A 23,833-nucleotide genomic window follows, 5' to 3' on the forward strand; every position below is an offset into this window, starting at 1 on the left:
GGCCCCCTCCCTCCGGGGGCCGATCCCCTCGGCGCGTCAGTCGGCCGCCGGGTTGGCTTGATCCCGCTGTTCGGCGGGGGTGACGCCGCCGGCCAGCCCCAACAGGCCGCGCACCTGCGCATATTTCTCGCTCAGCCGGGTACGGGTCGCCGGCTCCAGGACCGCGAGCCGGTCCGGGTCCGCGTTGTGCGCCAGATCCGACTCCTTGATCAGCAGCGCTCCGGGCGTGGCGAGAATCCGCCCGGTGTACGTGAAGAGGTCCTCGCCGTCCCGCTTGGTGACGGCGAGGACCATTTCCTTTACCCGCCGGGGCAGCGGGGCCTCGTCCAGCCACTGCCGGGAGAGCACGCCGTCCTCGACCGCGTCGTGCAGCCAGGCGGCGGCGATCTGCTCCTCGCCGCCGCCCCGGATCCGTACGCCCTCGGCCACCGCGGCCAGATGCTCCGCGTACGGGCGCCCCGCCTTGTCGGTCTGCAGGCGATGGGCCTCACGGGCGATCGCTTCCACCTGGGACAGGGTCAGATACGGGTTCGGCATGGGCCGACTGTACGACGGGCACCGCGGCATTCCGAAGGGTCTTCCGATGCACTCGGAATCATTCGGTAAACTAATTACTGACGATTTCTTGACGCACTCTTGACCGAACGAAGGAGACGGGCTCATCGGACACGCAGACACGCTCATCGCCATGGGGGGCGCGTTCCTCGCCGCCGCCGTCCTCGCACGCGTCGGCGGCCGTATCGGACTGCCGACCATCCCCCTGTTCATCCTGGCCGGGATCCTCCTCGGCCCGCACACACCCGGGGTCGTGCTTCTCGACGACCCGCACGACCTGGAGATGCTCTCCGCGCTCGGTCTCGTGCTGCTGCTCTTCTACCTCGGCCTCGAGTTCCACCTGGACGACCTGAAGAAGGGCGGGCGCAAGATGGCGCTCGCCGGCGGCACCTATCTCGCCCTGAACGTCGGCGCGGGGCTCGGCTTCGGCTTCGCGCTGGGCTGGGGCACCTCGGAAGCGCTGGTCCTCGCGGGCGTGCTCGGGATCTCCTCGTCGGCCATCGTCACGAAGGTCCTGGTGGACCTCGGCCGGATCGGCAGTCCGGAGACCCGGCCGATCCTCGGCATCATCGTCGTCGAGGACGTCTTCCTCGCCCTCTACCTGGCCGCCCTGCAGCCGATCCTGTCCGGCGCGGACAGTCTCGGCGCGGCGGTGCTCGACGGCGGCAAGGCATTCGGTTTCCTGCTGCTGCTCGCCCTGGTGGCCCGGTTCGGCACGAAGCTCATCGGCAAGCTGATGAACACCAGGGACGACGAACTCCTCGTCATCTCCTTCCTCGGCGTCGCCGTCTTCGTCGCCGGGATCTCCGAGTGGTTCGGGGTGGCCGACGCGATCGGCGCGTTCATGGTCGGCCTGATGCTGGGCAGCACCACCTCGGGTCCCCGCATCCTGAAGCTGGTGCACCCGCTGCGGGACGCGTTCGGCGCGATCTTCTTCTTCGCCTTCGGGCTGTCCATCAACCCCGGCGACCTGCCGAGCGTGGTGTGGCCGGTGCTGGCCGCCGTCGCGGTGACCGTGGCGATGAACGTCTTCGCGGGGATGGCCACGGCGAAGATCTACGCCTTCGGGCCGAAGGCCACGGCGAACATCTCCACCACCCTGCTGGCGCGAGGTGAATTCGCGCTGATCCTCGCCACGATGGCGGCGGGCGCGGGCCTGGACGAACGGCTCTCCCCGTTCATCGCCGGGTACGTGCTCCTGCTCGCGGTCCTGTCGCCCCTGGCGGCCGGCCGATCACACTGGCTCGCCCGGATCCTTCCCGGAGGACGGGCGCGGGACCAGGAGGCCGAGAAAGAGGCGGTAGCGGTCTGACGTGCGGATGCCCCGGGTGCGAGGTCCGTCTCCCCGCACCCGGGACGACGTACCGAGAACGACGTGCCCGGGATCACGCACCCCGGACGACGTGCCAGGGATCACGCACCCGGGAAGACTTCACGTTCGGGTGACGGACGAACACTTGGCTTGACGCCTGTACGGTTTCGACCGGTTCCGTGTGGTTCATCCCCGGCGGGACAGCAGCAGGAGCGCGCGGTCGTCGTTGACGTCCTTCGCACAGGCCTCGATCAGATGCCAGGCCGCACCCTCGAAGCCCGTGGCGACGTAGCGGTCGGCCTCGCCGGTCAGCCGGTCGATGCCCTCGGCGATGTCCCGGTCGGACGCCTCGACCAGGCCGTCCGTGAAGAGCATCAGAACGTCCCCGGGCGCCAGCGAGCCCTTCACCGCGTCGAACTGCGCACCGTCGTACACACCGAGCAGCGGGCCCTCCGCGGCCTTCTCCTCCCACCGGCCGCTGCCCGCGTGCAACTGCAGCGCCGGGGGATGTCCGGCCGAGAGGAGTTCGTAGTCGCCGGAGTCCAGGTCCAGGACGAGATGGATGGAGGTGGCGAAGCCCTCGTCCCAGTCCTGGCGCAGCAGGTAGCCGTTGGCCGCGGGGAGGAAGCCGTGCGGGGGCAGGGAGCCGAGGAGGCCGCCGAAGGCTCCTGACAGCAGCAGGGCGCGGGAACCCGCGTCCATGCCCTTGCCGGAGACATCGGTCAGCACGACTTCCAGGGTGCGGCCGCCGTTGGTACGGGCGGCGACGACGAAGTCACCGGAGAAGGACTGGCCGCCCGCGGGGCGGAGTGCCATCTCGCGGTGCCAGCCCTCGGGGAGCCGCGGCAGGGCACTCTGGACCCGGATCCGCTCGCGCAGGTCGAAGAGCATGGTGCCGCCGCGTCGCCACGGCACCCCGACCCTGGCCCGGAACTGCGCGAGGACGAGGCCGAAGAAGCCGCAGGCCGCGACGACCAGGACGGTTCCCGGTGTGACCCGGGCGGGCCCTTCCGCATAGGGGCCCAGGGCGACGGACTCCACGATCAGGGCCGCGGCGGCGGTCGCGTAGAGACTCAGCAGGCTGGCCGGCCGCAGCAGCAGACCGCCCGCGACGATCGGCAGGGCCAGGGCGGTCGGTGAGCACCAGACCGGGTTGATCAGCGTGGTGCAGGTGATCACCGGAATGATGATCAGCAGACCGGCCAGGGCTATCCAGTCGGAGCCGTCCCCGCGGAAGTAGTCGACTCCGGACCTGCGCAGCGCGATGCGCGCCCGGTGCGCTGATCTTCGCCACCGGGCGGGGTAGGTGTCTGCTCCTCTGCGACGGGCCATTGCCCGGACCTTATCCACCCGGCGGCCTCCGGTGCAGGGGGACCCGGTGACAATGTGTTCGAAACTGGTTCGCTCACGCCTCGCGGCCCTGGTAGGCAGGGGTCATGACTACGGAACTGCGGGTGCTGTCGGCGGCGGAATCGGATGCCTGGTTCGGCTGTCTCGAGTTGGCTTTCGGCGGGGTCCCCTTCTCTCCCGAGAGCCGCGAGATGTACGCCGCCCTGGCCGAGCCGCAGCGTGCGCTCGCCCACTGGGACGGCGCGGACTGCGTGGGGACGGCCGGTTCATACAGCTTCCGGCTGACCGTGCCCGGCGGGGCCGCGGTGCCCACAGCCGGGGTCACGGGCGTGAGCGTCTCCTCGACGCACCGCAGGCAGGGGCTGCTGACGGCGATGATGCGGCGCCAGCTGGACGACGTCCGCTCGTGGGGCGAGCCGCTCGCGGTGCTGCTGGCGTCGGAGCCCGGCATCTACGGCCGGTTCGGCTACAGCGCGGCCACGACCGAGACGAACCTGCGGATCGACACCTCCCGGGCCTCCCTGGCGCTTCCCCCGGGCACGGGCGGGGTGCGGGTGCGCAGGTCGTCCCCCGCACAGGCTCTCGACGCCTGCGAGGCGGTGTACGCGCAACTGGCCCCGAGCCGTCCCGGCACTCCGCTGCGCCGGCCCGGCTGGGAGCGGGTGCCCGTGAACGACCCGGAGAGCGGCCGGAAGGGCGGCTCCCCGCTGCAGTGCGTGCTCGCGGAGCGGGACGGCGAGGTGACGGGGTACGCGACGTTCCACCTGCGGCCCGCCTGGGACGACGCCGGCCCCCGGGGCACGGTGGCGGTGCGTGACCTGGCGGCGCTGGACCCCGCCTCGTACGCGGCGTTGTGGCGCTTCCTGTTCGGGATCGACCTGACGACGGTGGTCGAGTGCCGCAACCGGCCCGCGGACGACGCCGTGCTCCGGCTGGTCTCCGACGTCCGGCGCTGCGAGGTGCGGCAGCGTGACGGGCTGTACGTGCGGCTGGTCGAGCTGGGTGCGGCACTGGAGGCCCGGCGCTACCAAGCCCCCGTCGACGTGGTGCTGGAGGTGGAGGACACCTTCTGCCCCTGGAACGCGGGGCGTTGGCGCCTGACGGCCGAGGCGAAGGGCGCGGCCACCTGCCGGAGGACGGACGAGGAGCCCGACCTGGCTCTGTCCGTGAACCAGTTGGGGGCCGCCTATCTGGGCGGCGTGTCGCTGACGATGCTCGCGGCGGCCGGGCAGGTGCGGGAACTACGGGTGGGCGCACTGGCGGAGGCCGCCCTGGCGTTCTCCTCGGACGTGCAGCCGTGGTGCCCGCACGGATTCTGAACCCGGCCGGTCAAACGAGAGGCCCTAGTAGTGCTTCGTTAGGTTCTGTTTCTGGTCTGCGGGTGCAGCGAGAAGGAGCCGTGGGCCGGCCGCCGGGACCGCTCGCGTCGGCGGGTGCCGAGCAGGGCGCCAGGTCTCCGGGCCGCTGACGCCGTCAGCGGCCAGGGACCGGGGCTTCTGGAACTGGATCACCCCGGGAGCGGGTCTTCGTGCCGAGGATGCCGTCGGCCTCGACCGCCTAGCCCCGCGCGGTCAGTGGCTGCTGGGCGGGACCGCACGTCCGCACCCTTGGAACCGCCCTGGAGGACCGGCCAGGAGACACCTGGCGCCGGAAGCTGCCCGCCGCCACCGCCACCACCCAGCTTGACCGGGCGGAAGGGGTCGTAGTTGTCGCTGCCGAGCGCGCTTCGCCGTTCCCGCCGGCGAGGTGCGGGACGGTGACCTCCACCATTCCCGCCCCCCACCGCCTATCTCGTCTGCCCGAGCCGGGAAACACGGCGCCTCCCGGCCCCGGGGACCCCCGGCGTCACAGAGCCCGGAGACAGAGCCGGGGTCGCAACACTGTGTAACCACCTCCCGCTGCCACAGGACTCACTGGTGCAGGCAGGGAAGGAGGTCCGTCGACATCGAGTCGACACGGCCTCGTCCCGGTGCTGGTTCCATGCAGACCCCGGCGGAGGTTCGAGGCGGGCGGGGGAGCGGTTGCTGGGGCTGCCGTGGATACCACTTCCGGACAGCCGGCGGGGACGCTTCCGTGTCGCCATTCCGCAGGAAGGGACAGGCAAGGGCGTGGGTGGCGGGACACCGGTTCGGTCGGCCCAGGCATGCGCCGAAGCGGGCGACTGTGGAGACGATCGAGTGAATCACGGAGACACACCGCAGTAATGGGCGAAATTTGGCTAAAAAGACCCAGTCAGTGAACGCACATTCGCTCAAATGGCGGGCGATCCGTACTGGAAGGCTGACAGTGGGAACGCTGAACAAGCTGGAGCAGCGCTTCGAGGCCTGGGTGAACGGCGCCTTCGCCAAAGCCTTCAAGTCTGCGGTGCAGCCTTTGGAGTTCGTCGGCGCGCTCCGGCGTGAGTGTGACGTCAATGCCAGAATCTGGAGCCACGACCGCACTGTTGTGCCCAACAGCTTTGTCGTCGAGCTCAACAACGACGATCACGCATTGCACAGCACGTGCCTGGTAATGCTCGGCGAAGAGCTGGTCGAGAAGGTACGCGAGTATGCCGAGTCGCAGCTGTACTCCTTCGTGGGGCCCCTGAAAGTGCAGTTGCAGTGCGCGGACGACTTGGGAACCGGGCGGTACCGGGTGAGGAGCCGGCTCGAAATTCCGCCGGCCGTCCAGCAAGCCATGGAAACCGCTGAACGCCTCGCGGTGGCGGCGCGTGAGTGGGGCGGGCATGGGCAGGCCATGGCCTGGACGCAACCTCCGCAGGCCTTGAGGGCGGGAAAGCAGGTCGTGACCGTGGAGCAGTTCATTGAGCATGACCTGTCCGTCGACAGCAACGGCTTGCTGGTCCGAAAAGGCCTCCGCCCGGTCGCCAAGCCGTCGCATCTTCGGAGCATGCAGGCCCCAGCGACGAAAGGCGCTGACGCTCCCGAACTGCTCCCGTCCGGGCACGGACCGCCGGCCCGCCTGGACCCTCGGGGGGGCGGCCGCCCCCCCGAGGGTCCAGCGGCAGGGACCGACCGGCCGAAGGTCGCTGCTCCTGAGATCCAGAAATGCCCTCCTGTCGGCCAGCGGCAGATGTCTGCGTCCGATGTCGAGGACTGCCCCGGTGGCGATGCGCCTCATCACTCAGAAGAACACGGTAGATCGATGGCGGAAGCATCCCGTCACCGACGCGCCGAAGCTGTCCCCAAGAGCTCTTCAAGATCATCGAAAGGACTGAACAATATGACGAATGACCGTGACATCAGCGTCGGCAGCCCTGCTCCTGATGGGAGGGAGGGCAGGCCGGACGCCGCCGGAGGCTACAGGGCACCGGATCGGAATGCCGCAGCCGAGCCCCAGAGCTCCGCCTCGAGGGAACCCGTGCCGTTTGTGCGGTCGGCCGACGAACGGCACGGTGAATTCGGACCACAGGCATCCGCCGAGACGTCCGCAGCCAATGACCTGGGAGGAGCTCCTCTGTCACGCCCGTACCCCAGGACGGCGCAGCGGTCACGGTTCGCCGATGGTCCACCGGTCAACCGCCGGGCGGCGGCCGGCTACGGCCCTGCGCCGCTCGATCGCTCTGGGCACGGCAGCGCATTGGGGCAGAGCTCGTCGGTCGAGCTTTCGTCCGACCGTCTCCTTCGCAACAAGGCAAGCATCCGGGACGGTCTCAAGAAACTGCGCATCGGTGGAAGGAGTGCCGAACGGGTACGGCAGCAGAAGCTCGCCGTACTCCACACCCCGGTGATGGACTGCTACAAGATCGCCGTCATCAGCCTGAAGGGCGGAGTCGGCAAGACCACCACCACCACCGCCCTGGGCGCGATGCTGGCCACCGAGCGCCAGGACCGGGTCGTCGCCATCGACGCCAACCCGGACGCCGGCACACTCAGTCGCCGGGTGCGCCGGGAGACCAACGCGACCATCCGTGACTTGGTGGCCGATCTCCCGGACCTGCCCAACTACATGGCGGTACGCCGCTACACGTCCCAGGCGCCGAGCGGCCTGGAGGTCCTCGCCAACGATGTGGACCCTGCCCTCTCCACCGCGTTCAACGACGAGGACTACCGCAAGGTCGTCGCCTGCCTCGGGCAGCACTACCCGATCATCCTCACGGATTCCGGTACCGGCCTCCTCCACAGCGCCATGGGCGCCGTCCTGGATCTCGCGGATCAGCTGATCGTCGTGGCCACGTCCAGCGTGGATGGCGCTGCCAGCGCGAGCACCACCCTGGACTGGCTCAATGCCCAGGGCTACGCGGACTTGGTCCAGCGGAGCATCACCGTGGTGTCCGAAGCGCGCAAGACCGGCAAGATCGTCAAGCTGAACGATGTGGTGGCCCACTTCCGTGCTCGTTGCCGCGGTGTGGTGGTGATCCCCTTCGACGAGCACCTCTCCGCAGGAGCGGAGGTCGACCTGGCCAAGATGAAGGCGCAGACCCGGGAGGCGTACTTCAACCTGGCGACGCTTGTGGCCGCGGACTTCCACCGTATCCAGCCCGACCCCGTAGGCTGGCCCGCCCTCCCGCACGCTGGGTACAACTCGGCCAGCATCTTTTCGGCTCCTGTCTGGGGCTGACCGCCGGCCTTCCGGCCCCTCCAGGACCCGCTGAAGGGCTGGACCGGCACCTGCACCGCCCCCTACCCCGCAACCGAAGCAGACGTAGACGCAGAACCTAACGAAGCCCTACTGGCGGCCCGGTGCCGACGGCTGGCAGGACGGGCACCAGAAGAGGTTGCGGGCCGCCAGGTCCGCCGTACGGACCTCGGTGCCGCAGATGTGGCAGGCCTGCCTGGCCCGGCGGTAGACGTACACCTCGCCGCCGTGGTCGTCGACCCGCGGGGGCCTGTCCATCGCCTCCGGCAGATGCTCGGGGCGGACCGTGTCGATGCGGTTGTTCCGCACGCCCTCGCGCATCAGGAGGCCGAGGTCGGCCCAGATCGCGTCCCACTCACCCCGCGTGAGGTCCTTCCCCGGGCGGTACGGGTCGATGCCGTGCCGGAAGAGGACCTCCGCGCGGTAGACGTTGCCGACGCCCGCGACGACCTTCTGGTCCATCAGCAGGGCGGCGACCGTGACGCGGCTGCGGGAGATCCGCTGCCAGGCCCGCTCGCCGTCCTCGTCGGCCCGCAGCGGGTCCGGGCCGAGCCGGTCGTGTATCGCGCGCTTCTCGGGGTCCGTGATCAGGGCGCACGTGGTGGGGCCGCGCAGGTCGGCGTAATGGGCGTCGTCGAGCAGGCGCAGCCGGACCGTGTCGGTGGGCGGCGGCGCCGGAGCCGTGCCGAAGCCGAGCTTGCCGAAGAGGCCGAGGTGGATGTGGACCCAGACCGACCCCTCGAAGCCGAGGAAGAGGTGCTTGCCGTGCGCGTCGACGCCGGTGAGGGTCCGGCCGTCCAGCAGGGCCGCGCTGTCGGAGAACTTGCCCTGGGGGCTGCTCACGCGCACCGCGCGGCCCGCGAACCGCTCGTGGTGGTCCGCGGCGAGGCGGTGGATCGTATGCCCCTCGGGCACGGCATCTCCTGGTGACGCGCCTGTGCCGCCGGGTACGGACCCGGCGGCACAGGGAAAGCGGGTGCGGGGCCTGGTCAGCCCTGCTGCGGGTGGTGGGCCGGGATCGGGGGGAGCTCGCCGGTGTTCTCGTACGCCGAGAGCATCTCGATGCGGCGGGTGTGGCGCTCCTCACCCGAGTACGGGGTGGCCAGGAAGATCTCGACGAACTTGGTGGACTCCTCCACCGTGTGCATCCGGCCGCCGATGGCCACCACGTTGGCGTCGTTGTGCTCACGGCCGAGCGCGGCGGTCTGCTCGCTCCAGGCGAGCGCGGCGCGGATGCCCTTGACCTTGTTCGCGGCGATCTGCTCGCCGTTGCCGGAGCCGCCGATGACGATCCCGAGGCTGCCCTTGTCCGCGGCCGTCCGCTCGGCGGCACGGAGGCAGAACGGCGGGTAGTCGTCCTGGGCGTCGTAGATGTGAGGACCGCAGTCGAGGGCCTCGTGGCCGTGGGCCGTGAGCCACTCGACGAGGTGGTTCTTCAGTTCGAAGCCGGCATGGTCGGAGCCGAGGTACACGCGCATGGTGCGAAGTGTGGCACGGACGGGGCGGGGTAATCGTCAGCGGGGTCGGGGCCCACCGGGCTTTCCACGGGTCCGGTTCGCACCGGGGCTGTGCGCAAAGCCACACGGGCAACGATCGGGTCAAGGAAACGGACTAGGGGGTTCCGATTTCGGTGCCGGTCGGGCTTGAATGCGTGGCCTTGCCTTCGCACCACCCCGCCGAAGGCAACACCCGACACGCGTGATCAGAAAACGTAAGGATTCGATCCATGACGTCGCAGACGACTCTGGCTGGACCGGGCCAACAGCCCGGCGAGCCGGGTAAGCCGGGTTCCCCGGACGGGCTCCAGGCCGGCCTCAAGAACCGTCATCTCTCGATGATCGCCATCGGCGGCGTGATCGGAGCGGGCCTCTTCGTCGGCTCCGGAGCCGGCATCGCCGCGGCGGGACCGGCCATTCTCCTGTCGTACGCGCTGGTCGGCCTGATGGTCGTCTTCGTCATGCGAATGCTCGGCGAGATGGCCGTCGCCCGGCCGAGCTCGGGTTCCTTCTCCGCCTACGCCGACCAGGCCCTGGGCCGCTGGGCCGGCTTCTCCATCGGCTGGCTGTACTGGTTCTTCTGGGTCGTGGTGCTCGCCGTCGAGGCCACGGCGGGTGCCAAGATCCTGGAGGGCTGGGTCCCCGGCGTACCGCAGTGGGCGTGGGCCCTGATCGTCATGGTGGTGCTGACGGCGACCAACCTGGTCTCGGTCGGCTCGTACGGCGAGTTCGAGTTCTGGTTCGCCGGCATCAAGGTCGTGGCGATCGGCGCGTTCGTCGTCGTCGGCCTGCTCGCCGTCTTCGGCATCCTGCCCGGCTCGGACAACGCGGGGTCGGGCCTCGCCCACCTCACGGACACCGGCGGGTTCTTCCCCGAAGGGCCGGGGGCCATCCTCACGGGTGTGCTGATGGTCGTCTTCTCCTTCATGGGCAGCGAGATCGTGACGCTGGCGGCCGGTGAGTCCGAGGACCCGCGGCGCGCCGTCTCCAAGGCCACCAACAGCGTGATCTGGCGTATCGCGATCTTCTACCTGGGCTCGATCTTCGTGGTCCTCACCCTGCTGCCGTGGAACGACCCCTCGATCGTCGAGGACGGTTCGTACGTCGCCGCGCTGAACGTCATCGGCATCCCGCACGCCGGCCAGGTCATGGACGTCATCGTGCTGACCGCCGTGCTCTCCTGTCTCAACTCCGGCCTCTACACGGCCTCGCGCATGGCCTTCTCGCTGGGACAGCGGGGGGATGCGCCCAAGGCGTTCGCCAGGGTGAACAAGCGGGGCGTGCCGCAGGCGGCGATCCTGTCGTCCGTGGTGTTCGGCTTCGTCGCGGTGTTCTTCAACTACCAGTGGCCCGACACGGTCTTCGCGTTCCTGCTGAACTCCTCCGGTGCGGTCGCCCTGTTCGTGTGGCTGGTGATCTGCTTCACCCAGCTGCGGATGCGCGGCATCATCCTGCGCGAGTCGCCGGAGAAGCTCGTCGTACGGATGTGGCTCTTCCCGTATCTGACCTGGGCGACCATCGCGATGATCTCCTTCGTCCTGGTCTACATGCTGACCGACGACGCCGGGCGCGAGCAGGTGCTGCTCTCGCTGCTGGTCGCGGCGCTGGTGGTGGCCGTCTCGCTGGTGCGCGACGCCCGCAGCCGGAAGGCGGCGGCGCCGGTCGAGTGATCGGCACGCATACCTGACGGCGGATGTCAGGTATACCCGGAAGGCTCTCCCTCGCCCCGCGATCCCCGCGAGCGAACGGAGAGCCTTCGTCATGACCGCGACCCCCGCGATCGAGAGTTTCCAGACCGCCTTCGCCATCCGCCCCGATCTCCTGGTGGAGGCTTCGGACGCCGCCGATGTCCTGGCCGCGGTGCGCGACGCCGCCGCGCGCGGGCTGCCCGTCGCCGTCCACGCGACCGGGCACGGACTGCCGGGCCCGGTCGGGGGCGGGATGCTGATCCGTACCCGCCGGATGGACGGCGTGGAGGTCGATCCGGAGCGCCGCACCGCGCGGATCGGGGCGGGTGCCACCTGGGGCGCGGTCGTCGCCGCGGCCGCCCCGCACGGGCTCGCCCCGCTGAACGGCTCGTCGCCGGGTGTGGGCGCGGTCTCGTACACACTGGGCGGCGGGCTGGGCATTCTGGCCCGGGAGTTCGGCTATGCCGCCGACCATGTCCGCTCGCTCGACGTGGTGACCGCCGACGGTGTGGAGCGCCACGTCACCCCGGACACCGAACCGGAGCTCTTCTGGGGGCTGCGGGGCGGCGGGCACCGGCTGGGCGTCGTGACGGGGCTGGAGATCGGCCTGGTGACCGTGGAGCGGCTGTACGGCGGCTCGCTGGCCTTCGACGGGGACGCGGCCCCGGATGTGCTGCGGCGTTACCTGGAGTGGACGCGGACCGTGCCGGGGACCTGCACCTCCTCGCTGGCGGCGATGTGCTACCCCGACATGCCGCAGCTGCCGGACCCGCTGCGGGGGCGGTACGTGGTCTCGGTGCGGGTCGCGTACACCGGCACGGCGGCGGACGGCGAGGCCCTGGTGGCGCCGCTGCGGGCGATCGGGCCTGCGCTCTCCGACTCGCTGCGGGAGATGCCGTACACCGAGAGCCACACCATCCACAGCGATCCGCCGTTCCCGCACGCCTACCACGGCGAGGGCCTGATGCTCCGTGACCTGGACGCCGGGGCCGCGGCGCGGGTGCTGGAGCTGACGGGGCCGAAGGCCCCGATGATGACGGTGGTCCAGCTCAACCACCTGGGCGGCGCCCTGGCCGAGCGGCCCGCCCAGGACAGCGCGGTGCCCCACCGGGACGCGGGCTTCCTGCTGCGGCTGCTGTCACCGCTGGACGGTACGGACGTGGAGGCGGTACGGGCGCTGTACGCGCGGGTGGCCGGGGAGACGGCGCCGTACACCCTGGGCCGTGCGCTGAACTTCGCCTTCGGCGGCGGGGACCGCGCGGAGACGTACGAGGGCGTGCACGAGCCCCGGGCACGCGAGAGGCTCGCCGGTCTGGTGGCGCGATACGACCCGGCGAGCCTCTTCGGTGGTGCCTACTAGTGCTACGACACCGGGTCAGCCGCGGCGCCCGATGAGCTTCCAGGAGGCGGGCAGCGCGCCCATGGCCAGGGCGGCCTTGAGCGCGTCGCCGATCAGGAACGGCACGAGGCCGGCCGCGACCGCGGCGCTCATCGACATGCCGGTGGAGAGCGCCAGGTACGGCACGCCGACCGCGTAGATGATCAGGGAGCCGGCCGCCATCGTGCCCGCGGTGCGCAGGACGGACCGGTCACCGCCCCGGCGGGCCAGGCCGCCGACGACCGTGGCGGCCAGCAGCATGCCGAGGACGTAGCCGAACGACGCGCCGCCCGGCCCCGAGGTGCCCTCGGAGAACCACGGCATGCCGGCCATGCCGACGACCGCGTACAGGGCGAGGGAGAGGAAGCCGCGGCGGGCGCCGAGCGCGGTGCCGATGAGCAGTGCGGCGAAGGTCTGCCCGGTGACGGGGACCGGGGAGCCGGGGACGGGCACGGCGATCTGGGCCGCGATGCCGGTGAGGGCGGCGCCACCGACGACCAGCGCCGTGTCCACGGCGTAGCGGTGCCGGGCTGCGGGCAGCAGGTCGGCGAGGACCGCTCCGGAACGGACGGGGGCGGCAGCAGTACTCATCGGGACTCCGCGGGTGAGGTCGGCAGGCAGGACTGGAGCCGACGTTAGCCGACGGCACATCCCTGGATCACCATCAGCCGCCCACAAAGCGGCGGTTGAGGGGTTAGTCGGGTTCGTACAAAGAGCGTCACGCAATGACTCCTCGGCGTGATGCTGGTCACGGAGGTGGGGGTGTGGCCGGCACTCCGTTCGGGAAGAGGTGCCGGCCCGTGAGACTGTAGGTTCCCCATAAATGATCCGAGAGTGATCCGCAGCTCATGCACGACGCGCCCCCCACGCCCTCCCCCGTACGGTCCGAGCCCCTGGCCCACGGCCTGAAGCAACGGCATCTGACGATGCTGGGTCTGGGCGGGGTGATCGGCGCCGGCCTCTTCGTCGGGTCGGGCGCCGGGATCGCGGTCGCCGGGCCCGCCGTCGTCGTCTCGTATCTGATCGCGGGCGTGCTGGCGATGCTGGTGATGCGGATGCTCGGCGAGATGTCGGCCGCGATGCCCGCGTCGGGTTCCTTCTCCGTCCACGCGGAGCGTGCGCTGGGCCGCTGGGCCGGCTTCAGTGTGGGCTGGCTCTACTGGTTCATGCTGGTGGTGGTGCTCGCCGTGGAGGCGACGGCGGCCGCACAGATCGCGCATGCCTGGGTGCCCGCGGTGGGCCAATGGCTCTGGGTGCTGCTGTTCATGGTGGTGTTCACCGTGGCCAACCTGACGGCGGTGAAGAACTTCGGCGAGTTCGAGTTCTGGTTCGCCGCCCTGAAGGTGGCCGCGATCGTGGCCTTCCTGGCCCTCGGCCTGCTGGCCGTCTTCGGCGTCCTCCCGGACACGGATCCGGTGGGCCTGGCCAACCTGACCGGCCAGGGACGCTTCCTGCCGAACGGCTGGGACGGCGTGGTCTCCGGTGTGCTGACGGTGGTGTTCGCCTTCGGCGGCCTGGAGGTCGTGACGATCGCGGCGGCCGAGACCGACGATCCGGCGCGCGCCGTGGGGCGTGCGGTGCGCAGCGCGGTGGTGCGCATCCTCTTCTTCTACGTCGGTTCGATGCTGGTGATCGTGACCGTGCTGCCCTGGACCGCGCAGCAGGCCGGGCTCAGCCCGTATGTGAAGGTCCTGGATTCCATCGGTGTGCCGTCGGCCGGGCAGATCATGAACATCGTGGTGTTCGTGGCGCTGCTGTCCGCGCTCAACGCCAATCTGTACGGCTCGTCCCGGATGATCTTCTCGCTGGCCGAGCGTGGCGAGGCGCCTCGCGGGCTGCTGAAGGTGTCCGGCGGGCAGGGCGGCGGGGGCGGGGTGCCCCGTCGGGCGGTGCTTGCCTCGGTGGCCTTCGGCTTCGTCTCCGTGCTGCTCAATCTCGAATGGCCCGACACCGTCTTCCTGTACATGCTCAACTCCGTCGGGGCGGTCCTGCTGTTCGTCTGGGGCCTGATCGCCGCCTCGCAGCTGCGGCTGCGGCGTCGGCTCGAACGGGAGGCGCCGGACGCCCTGGCGTTGCGGATGTGGTGCTTCCCCTGGCTGACGTGGGTGACCCTGGCCGGTCTGCTGGCCGTCCTGCTGCTGATGCTCACCGACGACGCCGCCCGCCCGCAGCTGCTGTGGTCGGCGGGGGCCACCGGCCTGGTGCTGCTCGTGGCGGCGGTGCGGGAGCTGCGGACGAAGGTGTAGGCGGGTGCACACCTTGTGTGAGCCCGGTGACCGTATAGCGGACAACGGTTCCCCGTGGTCGGGGCTCGTGGCCAGACTGTGGGCCGTCCCCTGTCCCGACCAGTGAACAGAGCCTGTCCATGTCCCGGACCTCCGCGCCGCCCCCCACGGACGCCGCCGCCCCCACCGCCGACTCCGCGCTCACCCACGGCCTCAAGCAGCGCCATCTGTCGATGATCGCCCTGGGCGGTGTGATCGGGGCCGGACTGTTCGTCGGCTCGGGCGCGGGCATCGCCGCGGCCGGCCCCTCGATCGTCATCGCGTACGGCATCTCCGGACTGCTGGTCATGTTCGTGATGCGGATGCTCGGAGAGATGTCCGCGGCCAATCCCGCCTCCGGCTCCTTCTCCGTCCACGCGGAACGGGCGATCGGGCCGTGGGCCGGATTCACCGCCGGCTGGTCGTTCTGGGTGCTGCTCTGTGTCGCCGTCGGACTGGAGGGGATCGGCGCCGCGCAGATCGTCACGGGGTGGCTGCCCGGTACGCCGGAGTGGGCCTGGGTCGCCCTGTTCATGGTGATCTTCCTCGGCACGAATCTCGCCGCCGTGAAGAACTTCGGTGAGTTCGAGTTCTGGTTCGCCGCGCTCAAGGTCATCGCGATCACGCTCTTCCTGGTGCTGGGCGTCCTCGCGATCCTGGGCGTGCTGCCCGGCACGGACTCCCCCGGTACCGCGAACCTCACGGGTGACGGCGGCTTCATGCCGCACGGTTCCGAAGGCCTCATCATCGGTCTGCTCGCCTCCGTCTTCGCGTACGGCGGTCTGGAGACCGTCACCATCGCGGCGGCCGAGTCCGAGAACCCGGTGCAGGGCGTGGCCAAGGCGGTGCGTACGGCGATGTGGCGCATCGCGGTCTTCTACATCGGTTCGATGGCGGTCATCGTGACCCTCGTGCCGTGGGACGACCCCACGGTCGCCGAGGTCGGCCCGTTCTACGCGATGCTCGACCACCTCGGCATCAGCGGCGCCGCGGAGATCATGAACGTGGTCATCCTGGTCGCCCTGCTCTCCGCGATGAACGCGAACATCTACGGCTCCTCGCGCATGGCCTGCTCCCTGGTCGCCCGCGGCCAGGGCCCGAAGGTGCTCGGCCGGATCTCCTCGGGCGTCCCGCGCAACGCCGTGCTCGCCTCGTCGGTCTTCGGCTTCCTGTGCGTGCTGCTCAGCTACTGGCGCCCCGAGGACGTCTTCCCGTGGCTCCTCAACATGATCGGCGCGGTGATCCTGGTCGTCTGGATCTTCATCGCGGTCTCCCAGCTGATCCTGCGCAGGCGGACGGAGCGCGAGGCCCCGGACCGGCTCGTCGTCCGGATGTGGCTCTTCCCGGTCCTGACGATCGTGGCGCTGGTGGCCATGGCCGGCATCTTCGTCCTGATGCTGCGCCAACCCGACACACGCGACCAGCTGCTGGCGACCGGCGCGCTCACCGCGGTGCTGATCGTGATCGGCCTCGTGCGGCAGAAGCGGGCGGAGCGCCGCGCGCCGGCCGAGAGCTGAGCGCACGGTTCGGCCCACCGCTGCCCGCGACGCGCCTCAGCCCGCCCCGGCCCGCAGGAGCACCTCGCCCGCCTCCGTGCGGAAGTAGAGCACCGAGCGGCCCGACCTGCGGCGCCCGGCCAGGCCCGCGTCCAGCAGCACCTTCAGGTGGCGGCCCACCGATCCCAGCCCCTGACCGGTCAGCGCCACCAGTTCCGTCGTGCTCCTGGGGCGGTCGAGCAGCACGAGGACACCGGCCCGCGCGGGCCCCAGCAGCCGGCCGAGGCTGTCGGGGACGGCGGGCCGGTCCGCGTCCGACAGCGTTCCGGAGCAGGCGTACACGACCGCGTACCGCCGTGCGGCGGCGTCCCAGGAGACCCAGCCCTGGCGTGGCGTGACGGGGACGAACACCAGCTGTACGCCGGTGAGTTCACGGGGCGGGTAGTCACGCGGGTTGACCTGGAGGCGGCTGCCGCCCAGCCAGCGCATGCCGGGGTTCAGCGTGTCCAGCGCGGCCGCCCAGCCGCCCTGGCTGAGCTGCCCCGCGCGCGCCACGACGTCCGCCTCGATGATCCGGCGGCGACGCGGCCAGTCCGGGAGCACGATCCGCTCCCCTACCCATTCCAGCAGGTCGGCCGCCTTCCGCGGCAGGTCCTCCCGGTGGAGCACCGCCGGGAGCGGGCCGCCCCGGGACACCTCCAGGTCGGCGCGGGCCCCCTCGGGGGAGGTCTCGCGCACCCGGGCCAGATCCTGGGCGAACGTGGTCCCGCCGGTGGGCGTGGGGGTGAGGAAGTCCGCGATCCAATGGCCGCCGAGCCCGGTCCGTACGAGCTCCGCGGTGACCGGGTCCTCGGCCAGCCGCTTCCGGTAGGCGGGCCGGTGGGTGTCGGACCAGGCGCGTTCGGCCGGGTTCGTGGCCGTTCCGCTCTCCAGGAACTGGAGGGTCGCGGTGGTTTCGGCCAGTTCCGACACGACGAAGCGCCCGGCGGCCAGGGTGTCCGCGTTGACCTGCCACCAGCCCATGGTTTCGCCTCCGCGCGAAACAGTAACGGCTGTGCGGAACCCCGGCCGAGACTTCCCGGCATGCTCACCTACCGGGAAGTGTTCCGTGTACCGCAGTTCGGGCCCCTCTTCGCGACGAGCGCGCTGCAGGGTGCCGCCTCGACGACGAGCGGGCTGGCCCTGGGTGTCCTCGTGTTCACCACGACCGGGTCGCCGCTGCTCTCCGCGCTCTCCATGTTCGGTGCCTCACTCGCCCAGTTGATCGGCGCGACCCTGCTGATGTCGGCGGCCGACCGGCTCCCGCCGCGTGGGGCGCTGAGCGGCGCGGCGCTCGCCTTCGGCGTCGGGACCGCCGTCCTGGCCGTACCCGGGCTGCCGCTGCCCGTGGTGTTCGCCGTCGTCCTCGGCGAGGGGGCCGTCGCGGCGGTGACCGGCGGGGTGCGGTACGGACTGCTCAACGAGGTGCTCCCCAAGGACGCCTTCCTGCTGGGGCGTTCGGTGCTGAACATGTGCTCCGGCACCGTGCAGATCTGCGGGTACGCGGCCGGCGGTGTCCTGGTGGCCGTGCTGTCACCCCGCGGCACGCTCCTCGTCGCGGCCACCCTGTACGCCGTCGGCGCCGCGGCGGCCTGGTCCGGTCTGGCGCGCCGCCCGCCCCGGGCGGCCGGCCGGCCCTCGGTGGGCGAGACCTGGCGGACCAACGCCCTGCTGTGGTCCTCGGCGCCCCGACGGCGCGTGTACCTCGCGCTCTGGCTGCCCAACGGGCTGGTCGTCGGCTGCGAATCGCTCTTCGTGCCCTACCGGCCGGACAGGGCGGGGCTGCTCTTCGCCTGTGCGGCGCTGGGGATGCTGGCCGGGGACACGGTGACGGGCCGCTTCGTGCCCGCACGGTGGCGCGGACGGCTGGGCACACCGCTGCTCCTGCTGCTGGCCGCGCCCTATCTGCTGTTCGCCCTGCGCCCGGCGCTGCCCCTGGCCCTGGTCCTCGCGGCGGTCGCCTCCACCGCCTTCTCCGCGAGCCTGGTGTTCCAGGAGCGCCTGATGGCGCTGACCCCGGACGCGATGACGGGCCAGGCCCTCGGCCTGCACTCCTCCGGAATGCTCGCCATGCAGGGCGTGGCGGCCACGCTCGCGGGCGCCCTCGCCCAGCGGTCCTCCCCCGCGACGGCGATCACCGTGATGGCGGCGGCCTCCCTCGTGGTGACGTCGGCCCTGGCACCCGGGCTGCGGCGGGACCGCGTACGGGCCACGCCGCCCCACGTGACCGTCATACGGGACCGAGCTCCAGCAGCGGCAGTTCGCGCCCCGGGATCGAGCCGGAAGGAGTGGCGCCGATCCGCACCGCGCCCATAGCCGTGTAGAAGGGCTCGGATTGGGGTGTCCCCTGCTCGAACCGGGTTGAGAGCTTGGGGAAGGGTCGGCGTCGATGGTGAGCCGTACGAAGCCCAGTCGGCGGGCGTGCACCCTGGTGTGCTCGAACAGGAGCCTGCCCACGCCCCGGCCGATGGTGTCCGGCTCGACGAACATCATGGCGAGTGCGCCCTCGGGCGGTTCCCCGGCCAGGGTGGTGAAGCCCAGCACGCGGCCGTCCTCCTCCGCGACCACCACGCGACCGCCGGCGGTGTCGCCGGGGCGGACCGTCAGTTCGTCGCGGCAGGCCGCCATGAACGCCTCGTCGTAACCCCAGTGGGCCTTGGACCGCAGGGCCAGCCCGGTCAGCGCCGCGGCCTCCCCGGGCCGCCCCGGTCGTAGCTCCATGCCTTCTGCCTTCCTCCTGTGCCGGCTGCCGAGTACCGTACGCGTGGCCGTACATGAGGCAGCAAGGTTCCGTCCGTCCCGGCGTGACCCCGTGTGGCTTCGGTGGTTGCTCCGCGCCTACCGAGGAGCCCGCATGGCTTTCCAGCACCCGCGCCGCCGCTCGATCCTTCTGGCGACAGCCGCCGTCTCCGCCGCCGTCGCGGCCCCCGCCGCCGCCTCCGAACCGCAGGGTGGCCGGAGAGGCCCGCTCGTCATCGGCCACCGGGGCGCCGCGGGGTGGCGGCCCGAACACACCGCTTCCGCCTACACCTTCGCGGTGCGGGCCGGGGCCGACTGGATCGAGCCCGACCTGGTCCCGACGAAGGACCACGTCCTGGTGGTGCGTCACGAGAACGAGATCTCCGGCACCACGGACGTGGCCCGGCACCCCGAGTTCGCCGGCCGCCGCACCACGAAGACGGTGGACGGCCGCGCCGTCACCGGCTGGTTCACCGAGGACTTCACCCTCGCCGAGCTGAGGACGCTGCGCGCGGTGGAGCGGCTCCCCCTGGTCCGTAACCGCAACACCGTCTTCGACGGCCGCGAGCGGATCATGACCTTCCAGGAGGTCGTCGACCTGGCCCGCGCCCTGTCGAAGGAGTACGGCCGACGGATCGCGGTCTTCCCGGAGACGAAGCACCCGACGTACTTCCGCTCGGTCGGCCTGCCCCTGGAGCCGGAACTCATCAGGCTCGTGCGTCGCAACCGGCTGACCGCCCGCGACTGCGTCATCCAGTCCTTCGAGCCGTCCAGCCTCCGCGAGGTGGCCGCCGCGCGCCTCGGCCTCCCCCTGTGGCAGGCGCTGGGGACGAGCGGCGGACCGTACGGCCACCCGGTGACGTACGAAGAGATGAGGAGGCCGACGGGGCTGCGCGAGATCGCCTCGTACGCCGGGTGGATCGGCCCTGACAAGTCCTCGCTGGTCCCTCCGCTCACCCTGCTGGAGGACGCGCACGCCGCCGGGCTGAAGGTCGGGGCCTACACCTTCCGCGCCGAGAACCAGTACCTCCCGGCCGAGTACCGGAAGGGCACCGCGCCGAACGACTTCGGTGACGCGTTCGCCGAGTACGCCTTCCACTTCGGCCGGGGCGTGGACGCCGTCGTGACGGACTTCCCCGATCTGGCGGCGATCGCCCGCGACGCCCTCCGGTCCTAGGACGAACGGCTGATCACCTTCGGGCCCTCCTCCTGCTAGCCTGCAATTGCGAACAACTTGCAATAACTAACAGTTAGCAGTTGGAGGGTTCGAACCCATGGCCACGTACACGCTTCCGGAACTCCCGTACGACTACGCGGCGCTCGAACCGGTCATCGATCCGCAGATCATCGAGCTCCATCACGACAAGCACCACGCCGCGTACGTCAAGGGCGCGAACGACACCCTGGAGCAGCTGGAAGAGGCACGCGCCAAGGAGGCCTGGGGTGCGATCAACGGCCTCCAGAAGAACCTCGCCTTCCATCTGTCCGGCCACATCCTGCACTCGATCTACTGGCACAACATGACCGGCGACGGCGGTGGCGAGCCCCTCGCGGCGGACGGTGTGGGTGACCTGGCCGACGCGATCGCGGACTCCTTCGGTTCGTACGCCGGCTTCAAGTCCCAGCTGACGAAGGCCGCGGCCACCACGCAGGGCTCCGGCTGGGGCGTCCTCGCGTACGAGCCCGTCAGCGGCAAGCTGATCGTCGAGCAGGTCTACGACCACCAGGGCAACGTCGGTCAGGGCTCGGTGCCGATCCTGGTCTTCGACGCCTGGGAGCACGCCTTCTACCTGCAGTACAAGAACCAGAAGGCGGACTTCATCGAGGCCATGTGGCGCGTCGTCAACTGGCAGGACGTGGCGAAGCGCTACGCCGCCGCCAAGGAGCGCGCGGACGTGCTGCTGCTCGCTCCCTGACCCGAGGGAGCCACCCGAGCGTCCTGCCTCGTGATCGTCTTCTCAACCTTCACCCGGCAGGCGGATCAACGGAGAACCCCCGCGAGGACATGACTCGCGGGGGTTCTCCCATGCCCGCCACCTGCGGGTCCGGACGGTCTCAGATCCGGAAGACGGAACCGATGAACTCGGAGAGCAGCCGCTCCTTGAGGGGTCCCGGCAGCGCGTCCAGCAGGACGAGCACGGGCGCCATCCGGCCGGGCAGTCCCGCACCCTCGCCGAGGCCGGCGAAGGCGAGGACGGCCGCGACCTCGTCCGGCCCGAGCGTCTGCGGGTCCAGCCCGGCCGCGAGTCCGGCGAGACCCGGGTCCACCGTCACCGGTTCCAGGGCGCGGGCCTTCGCCAGGGCGGCCCCGAGGTCGTCGAGCAGGGCGTCGACCTGGCCGACCGTCGCCGGGGTGAGGGTGAGGTGGAGGTTGGGCGGGAGGCCGTCGAAGGAGAGCTGCGGCTGGAGGTACCAGCCGAGCTCGCGCATCTCGTCGGCGAGATGGAGGAGCAGACTGAGGTCGGGGGTGCCGCCGTCGTCCCGGCCCACGGTGAAGGCGACGAGCCCGGCGGCGGGTTCGCCGAGCACCCGTACGCCCTCACTCGCCCGCAGCCCCGCGAGCAGCCGGTCCGACGCCTCGGCGACCCGGCCCGCCAGCGCGGTGTAGCCCTCCTCGCCCACGTACTGGAGGACCGCCCAGGCCTGGGCCAGCAGACCGCCGGACTTGGTGCCCTGCACGGTCGGGTTGACGACCGGGTAGCCCGGCCAGTCGGCGTGCGCGAAGTACTGGTGGCGGCGGAGCTCGGCGTCACGGTGGAGGACCACGGAGGCGCCCTTGTCGGCGTACGCGTACTTGTGGAGGTCGACCGAGAGGGAGGTGACGCCGGGCACGGAGAGGTCGAAGGGTTCCACCTCACGCCCGGCCCGCCGCAGATAGGGCAGGAGCCAGCCACCGATGCAGGCGTCGACATGGCAGAGCACCCCGCGTGCGGCGGCCGCCGCGGCGATCCCGGCGACCGGGTCGACGACTCCGTGGGCGTACGAGGGCGCGGAGGCGACCACCAGCGCGGTGCGGTCGGTCAGGGCGGCGGCCATGGCGGTCGCGTCGGCGCGGAAGGTGACGGGGTCGACGGGCACGACCACCGGTTCCAGGCCCAGGTAGGCGGCGGCCTTGTGGAAGGCGGCGTGGGCGGTGGACGGCAGCACCAGCTGGGGTTCGGTGATCCCTCGTACCGTCCGGGCCTGGTCGCGGGCGGTCTTGACGGCGAGCAGGATGCTTTCCGTGCCGCCGCTGGTGAACGTCCCCTGGGCGCCGGGGGCGCCGAGCAGGGCGGCGACCGCGCCGACCACGTCGTTCTCCAGCCGGGCCACGCTCGGGAAGACCGTGGGGTCGAGCCCGTTGACCGTCGCGAACGCGGTGTACGCCTCGGCGGCCAGCTCGTCGAGGCCGTCGAGGCCCGCGTCATAGACGTAGGCGAAGGTGCGGCCCCCACGGGTGGGCGCGTCCGCCCCGCGCAGGGCGCGCAGCTCGGCGAGCACCTCGGCCGCGGGGCGGCCGTCGGGCAGGGCGGGATCAGTCGGCACGGGCGGGCTCTTCCTGGAGGGGACGGGACGCGACGGGTGCCGCGCCGTAGCGGTGCAGCAGCAGGAGGCTCGCGGCGGCGAGCACGGCGGGCAGCACGCTCATCCCGGCGGTGATCCCGGTCAGCGCCGCTTCCGGCTGGTCCGCCTGGTGCGCGGCGTCGGAGGAGCGGAAGCCGGTGACGGCGAGGACGAGGGCGAACACCCCCGCGCCCAGGGCGAAGGCGAGGGTCTCGGCCGCCGTCCACAGCCCGGTGAAGGTCGCCGCCCTGCGTCTGCCGGTGGTGACGGCGTCCGCGGCCAGGGTGTCCGCCAGCATCGTCAGGGGCAGCAACTGCAGCCCGGCGTAGGCGATCCCGACGAGGGCGACCGCCGCGTAGCCGACGGTGGGGCCCGCAACGCCGGTGAAGGCGAGGAGCACCGCGCCCGCCGTGTAGAGCAGCGACGCGCACCACTGGGCGTACGTCACGCCCTTGCGGCGGGCCAGCCGGTTCCACAGCGGCATGAAGAGGACCAGTGGGCCGATCAGGCAGGCGAACAGCGGGGTGATCGCGCCCGCCGAGCCGAGGGTGTACGTCGCGAAGTACTGGACGCCGGCGAGCATCACACCGATCGCGAGCGCCTGCAGCGTCCACATCCCGGCCAGGTGGAGGAACGGCGTGCTGGAGCGGGCGGCGGCGAGCTGGGCGCGGAGGGTGGGTTCGGCCTCGCTGCGGGCGACCGCCGGGGCGCGGCGGGTGGCCGCCCACGCCCCGAACATGCCGACGCCGAGCAGCACGGCGACGACCACGCCCATCAGCCGGTAGCTCTCGGGCGTGTCGCCGTCGGCGTGCGCGATCGCGGGGGCCAGCGCCCCGGAGAGCAGGATGGCGACGCCGAGGAACCCCACGCGCCAGCCGAGGACGCGGCCGCGTTCGTGCGGGTCCTCGGTCATCTCGGCGGGCATGGTCACGTACGGCACCTGGAAGACGGCGTACGCGGTCGCGGCGAGCAGGAACAGGACGGCGACATAACCGGCCGCCGGGGCGCCCCGCAGCGGCGGCGCGGCGAAGATCAGCGCGAAGAGCGGCGGCAGGGTGCAGGCGCCGGTCAGCAGGAACGGCCTGCGCGGCCCCCCGCGCAGGCGGCTGCGGTCGGAGACCGCGCCGACCAGCGGATTGATCAGGACGTCCCAGGCCTTGGGCAGGAAGACGGCGGCGCCGGCGACGGCGGCGGGCACGGCGAGGACGTTGGTGAGGTAGTAGAGCAGGATCAGGCCCGGCACGGTCGCGAAGGTGCCGGTGCACAGGGAGCCGAGACCGTAGCCGATCCGCACGGTGCGCGGCAGGAGCGGGGCCGCGTGGTGATCCGAACCGGCAGCTGGCATGGGCAGATCATGAACGACGGTTCACGCGGTCGGCAATACCCGGGGGCCGG

The 23,833-nt window shown here is 71.3% G+C and carries 18 protein-coding genes and 1 pseudogene; 10 read left to right on the forward strand and 9 right to left on the reverse strand.

All coding sequences use genetic code 11. The features are described from left to right. Positions 1–36: 36 nt before the first annotated feature. On the reverse strand, positions 37–537 hold the full coding sequence (locus tag ACIBCU_RS04785) for an HD domain-containing protein (protein ID WP_399229217.1): 501 nt from the start codon (positions 535–537) through the stop codon (positions 37–39). Between the two features lie 151 nt (positions 538–688). Here ACIBCU_RS04785 and ACIBCU_RS04790 point away from each other — a divergent pair, with 151 nt between their 5' ends. Further along, the gene (locus ACIBCU_RS04790) at positions 689–1,867 is read left to right on the forward strand and encodes a cation:proton antiporter (protein WP_362941658.1); all 1,179 of its coding nucleotides are present in this window, start codon (positions 689–691) and stop codon (positions 1,865–1,867) included. 186 nt (positions 1,868–2,053) lie between these two features. Here the strand turns inward: ACIBCU_RS04790 and ACIBCU_RS04795 are convergent, their stop codons facing one another. Then, positions 2,054–3,199 (reverse strand): PP2C family protein-serine/threonine phosphatase, encoded by a 1,146-nt coding sequence (locus tag ACIBCU_RS04795; protein WP_362941660.1) that lies wholly within the window; start codon positions 3,197–3,199, stop codon positions 2,054–2,056. Between the two features lie 104 nt (positions 3,200–3,303). On the opposite strand from ACIBCU_RS04795, the gene ACIBCU_RS04800 reads away from it, so the two are divergent. Beyond that, entirely contained in the window at positions 3,304–4,536 is a 1,233-nt protein-coding gene (locus ACIBCU_RS04800) for a GNAT family N-acetyltransferase (RefSeq protein ID WP_399229220.1), read from the forward strand. Between the two features lie 916 nt (positions 4,537–5,452). Further along, positions 5,453–7,777 (forward strand): FhaA domain-containing protein, encoded by a 2,325-nt coding sequence (locus ACIBCU_RS04805; protein WP_399229222.1) that lies wholly within the window; start codon positions 5,453–5,455, stop codon positions 7,775–7,777. Between the two features lie 108 nt (positions 7,778–7,885). Here ACIBCU_RS04805 and ACIBCU_RS04810 read toward each other — a convergent pair whose 3' ends face one another. Both ACIBCU_RS04810 and ACIBCU_RS04815 read right to left on the reverse strand, forming a co-directional pair. After that, a complete protein-coding gene (locus ACIBCU_RS04810) occupies positions 7,886–8,710 on the reverse strand; it encodes an Fpg/Nei family DNA glycosylase (protein ID WP_399229224.1) in 825 nt (274 codons plus the stop codon). Positions 8,711–8,784: 74 nt separating this feature from the next. Then, complete coding sequence (locus tag ACIBCU_RS04815) at positions 8,785–9,273, reverse strand: ribose-5-phosphate isomerase (RefSeq protein WP_399229226.1); 489 nt, start codon at positions 9,271–9,273, stop codon at positions 8,785–8,787. Between the two features lie 248 nt (positions 9,274–9,521). On the opposite strand from ACIBCU_RS04815, the gene ACIBCU_RS04820 reads away from it, so the two are divergent. Then, positions 9,522–10,961, forward strand: a complete 1,440-nt coding sequence (locus ACIBCU_RS04820) for an amino acid permease (RefSeq protein ID WP_399229228.1) — start codon at positions 9,522–9,524, stop codon at positions 10,959–10,961. 91 nt (positions 10,962–11,052) lie between these two features. Next, entirely contained in the window at positions 11,053–12,339 is a 1,287-nt protein-coding gene (locus ACIBCU_RS04825; protein WP_399229231.1) for an FAD-binding oxidoreductase, read from the forward strand. Between the two features lie 15 nt (positions 12,340–12,354). On the opposite strand, the gene ACIBCU_RS04830 is transcribed toward ACIBCU_RS04825, so the two are convergent. Beyond that, the gene (locus ACIBCU_RS04830; RefSeq protein WP_362937183.1) at positions 12,355–12,948 is read right to left on the reverse strand and encodes a biotin transporter BioY; all 594 of its coding nucleotides are present in this window, start codon (positions 12,946–12,948) and stop codon (positions 12,355–12,357) included. Positions 12,949–13,205: 257 nt separating this feature from the next. Between ACIBCU_RS04830 and ACIBCU_RS04835 the strand changes: the two genes are divergently transcribed. Continuing rightward, entirely contained in the window at positions 13,206–14,603 is a 1,398-nt protein-coding gene (locus ACIBCU_RS04835; RefSeq protein ID WP_399229233.1) for an amino acid permease, read from the forward strand. A 119-nt stretch (positions 14,604–14,722) separates the two neighbouring features. After that, positions 14,723–16,138 carry an amino acid permease gene (locus ACIBCU_RS04840; protein ID WP_362937178.1) on the forward strand — a complete coding sequence of 472 codons (1,416 nt, stop codon included), beginning with the start codon at positions 14,723–14,725 and terminating at the stop codon, positions 16,136–16,138. A 36-nt stretch (positions 16,139–16,174) separates the two neighbouring features. On the opposite strand, the gene ACIBCU_RS04845 is transcribed toward ACIBCU_RS04840, so the two are convergent. After that, entirely contained in the window at positions 16,175–17,140 is a 966-nt protein-coding gene (locus ACIBCU_RS04845) for an ArsR/SmtB family transcription factor (protein ID WP_399229236.1), read from the reverse strand. A gap of 60 nt (positions 17,141–17,200) precedes the next feature. Here ACIBCU_RS04845 and ACIBCU_RS04850 point away from each other — a divergent pair, with 60 nt between their 5' ends. Then, positions 17,201–18,472, forward strand: a complete 1,272-nt coding sequence (locus ACIBCU_RS04850) for an MFS transporter (protein ID WP_399229238.1) — start codon at positions 17,201–17,203, stop codon at positions 18,470–18,472. On the opposite strand, the pseudogene ACIBCU_RS04855 reads toward ACIBCU_RS04850, so the two are convergent. Continuing rightward, positions 18,387–18,877, reverse strand: a pseudogene (locus tag ACIBCU_RS04855) (GNAT family N-acetyltransferase). The gene ACIBCU_RS04850 and the pseudogene ACIBCU_RS04855 overlap by 86 nt on opposite strands. A gap of 133 nt (positions 18,878–19,010) precedes the next feature. Between ACIBCU_RS04855 and ACIBCU_RS04860 the strand changes: the two are divergent. Then, positions 19,011–20,072, forward strand: a complete 1,062-nt coding sequence (locus tag ACIBCU_RS04860) for a glycerophosphodiester phosphodiesterase family protein (protein ID WP_399229240.1) — start codon at positions 19,011–19,013, stop codon at positions 20,070–20,072. 97 nt (positions 20,073–20,169) lie between these two features. Next, complete coding sequence (locus tag ACIBCU_RS04865; RefSeq protein WP_399229242.1) at positions 20,170–20,811, forward strand: superoxide dismutase; 642 nt, start codon at positions 20,170–20,172, stop codon at positions 20,809–20,811. A gap of 139 nt (positions 20,812–20,950) precedes the next feature. Here ACIBCU_RS04865 and ACIBCU_RS04870 read toward each other — a convergent pair whose 3' ends face one another. Further along, complete coding sequence (locus ACIBCU_RS04870) at positions 20,951–22,420, reverse strand: pyridoxal phosphate-dependent decarboxylase family protein (RefSeq protein WP_399229245.1); 1,470 nt, start codon at positions 22,418–22,420, stop codon at positions 20,951–20,953. After that, the gene (locus tag ACIBCU_RS04875) at positions 22,410–23,783 is read right to left on the reverse strand and encodes an MFS transporter (RefSeq protein ID WP_399229247.1); all 1,374 of its coding nucleotides are present in this window, start codon (positions 23,781–23,783) and stop codon (positions 22,410–22,412) included. Before ACIBCU_RS04875 ends, ACIBCU_RS04870 begins: the two co-directional genes overlap by 11 nt. Positions 23,784–23,833: the final 50 nt, after the last annotated feature.

Origin of the sequence: Streptomyces sp. NPDC051064, from assembly GCF_044455985.1 — a bacterium.
Classification (GTDB): domain Bacteria; phylum Actinomycetota; class Actinomycetes; order Streptomycetales; family Streptomycetaceae; genus Streptomyces.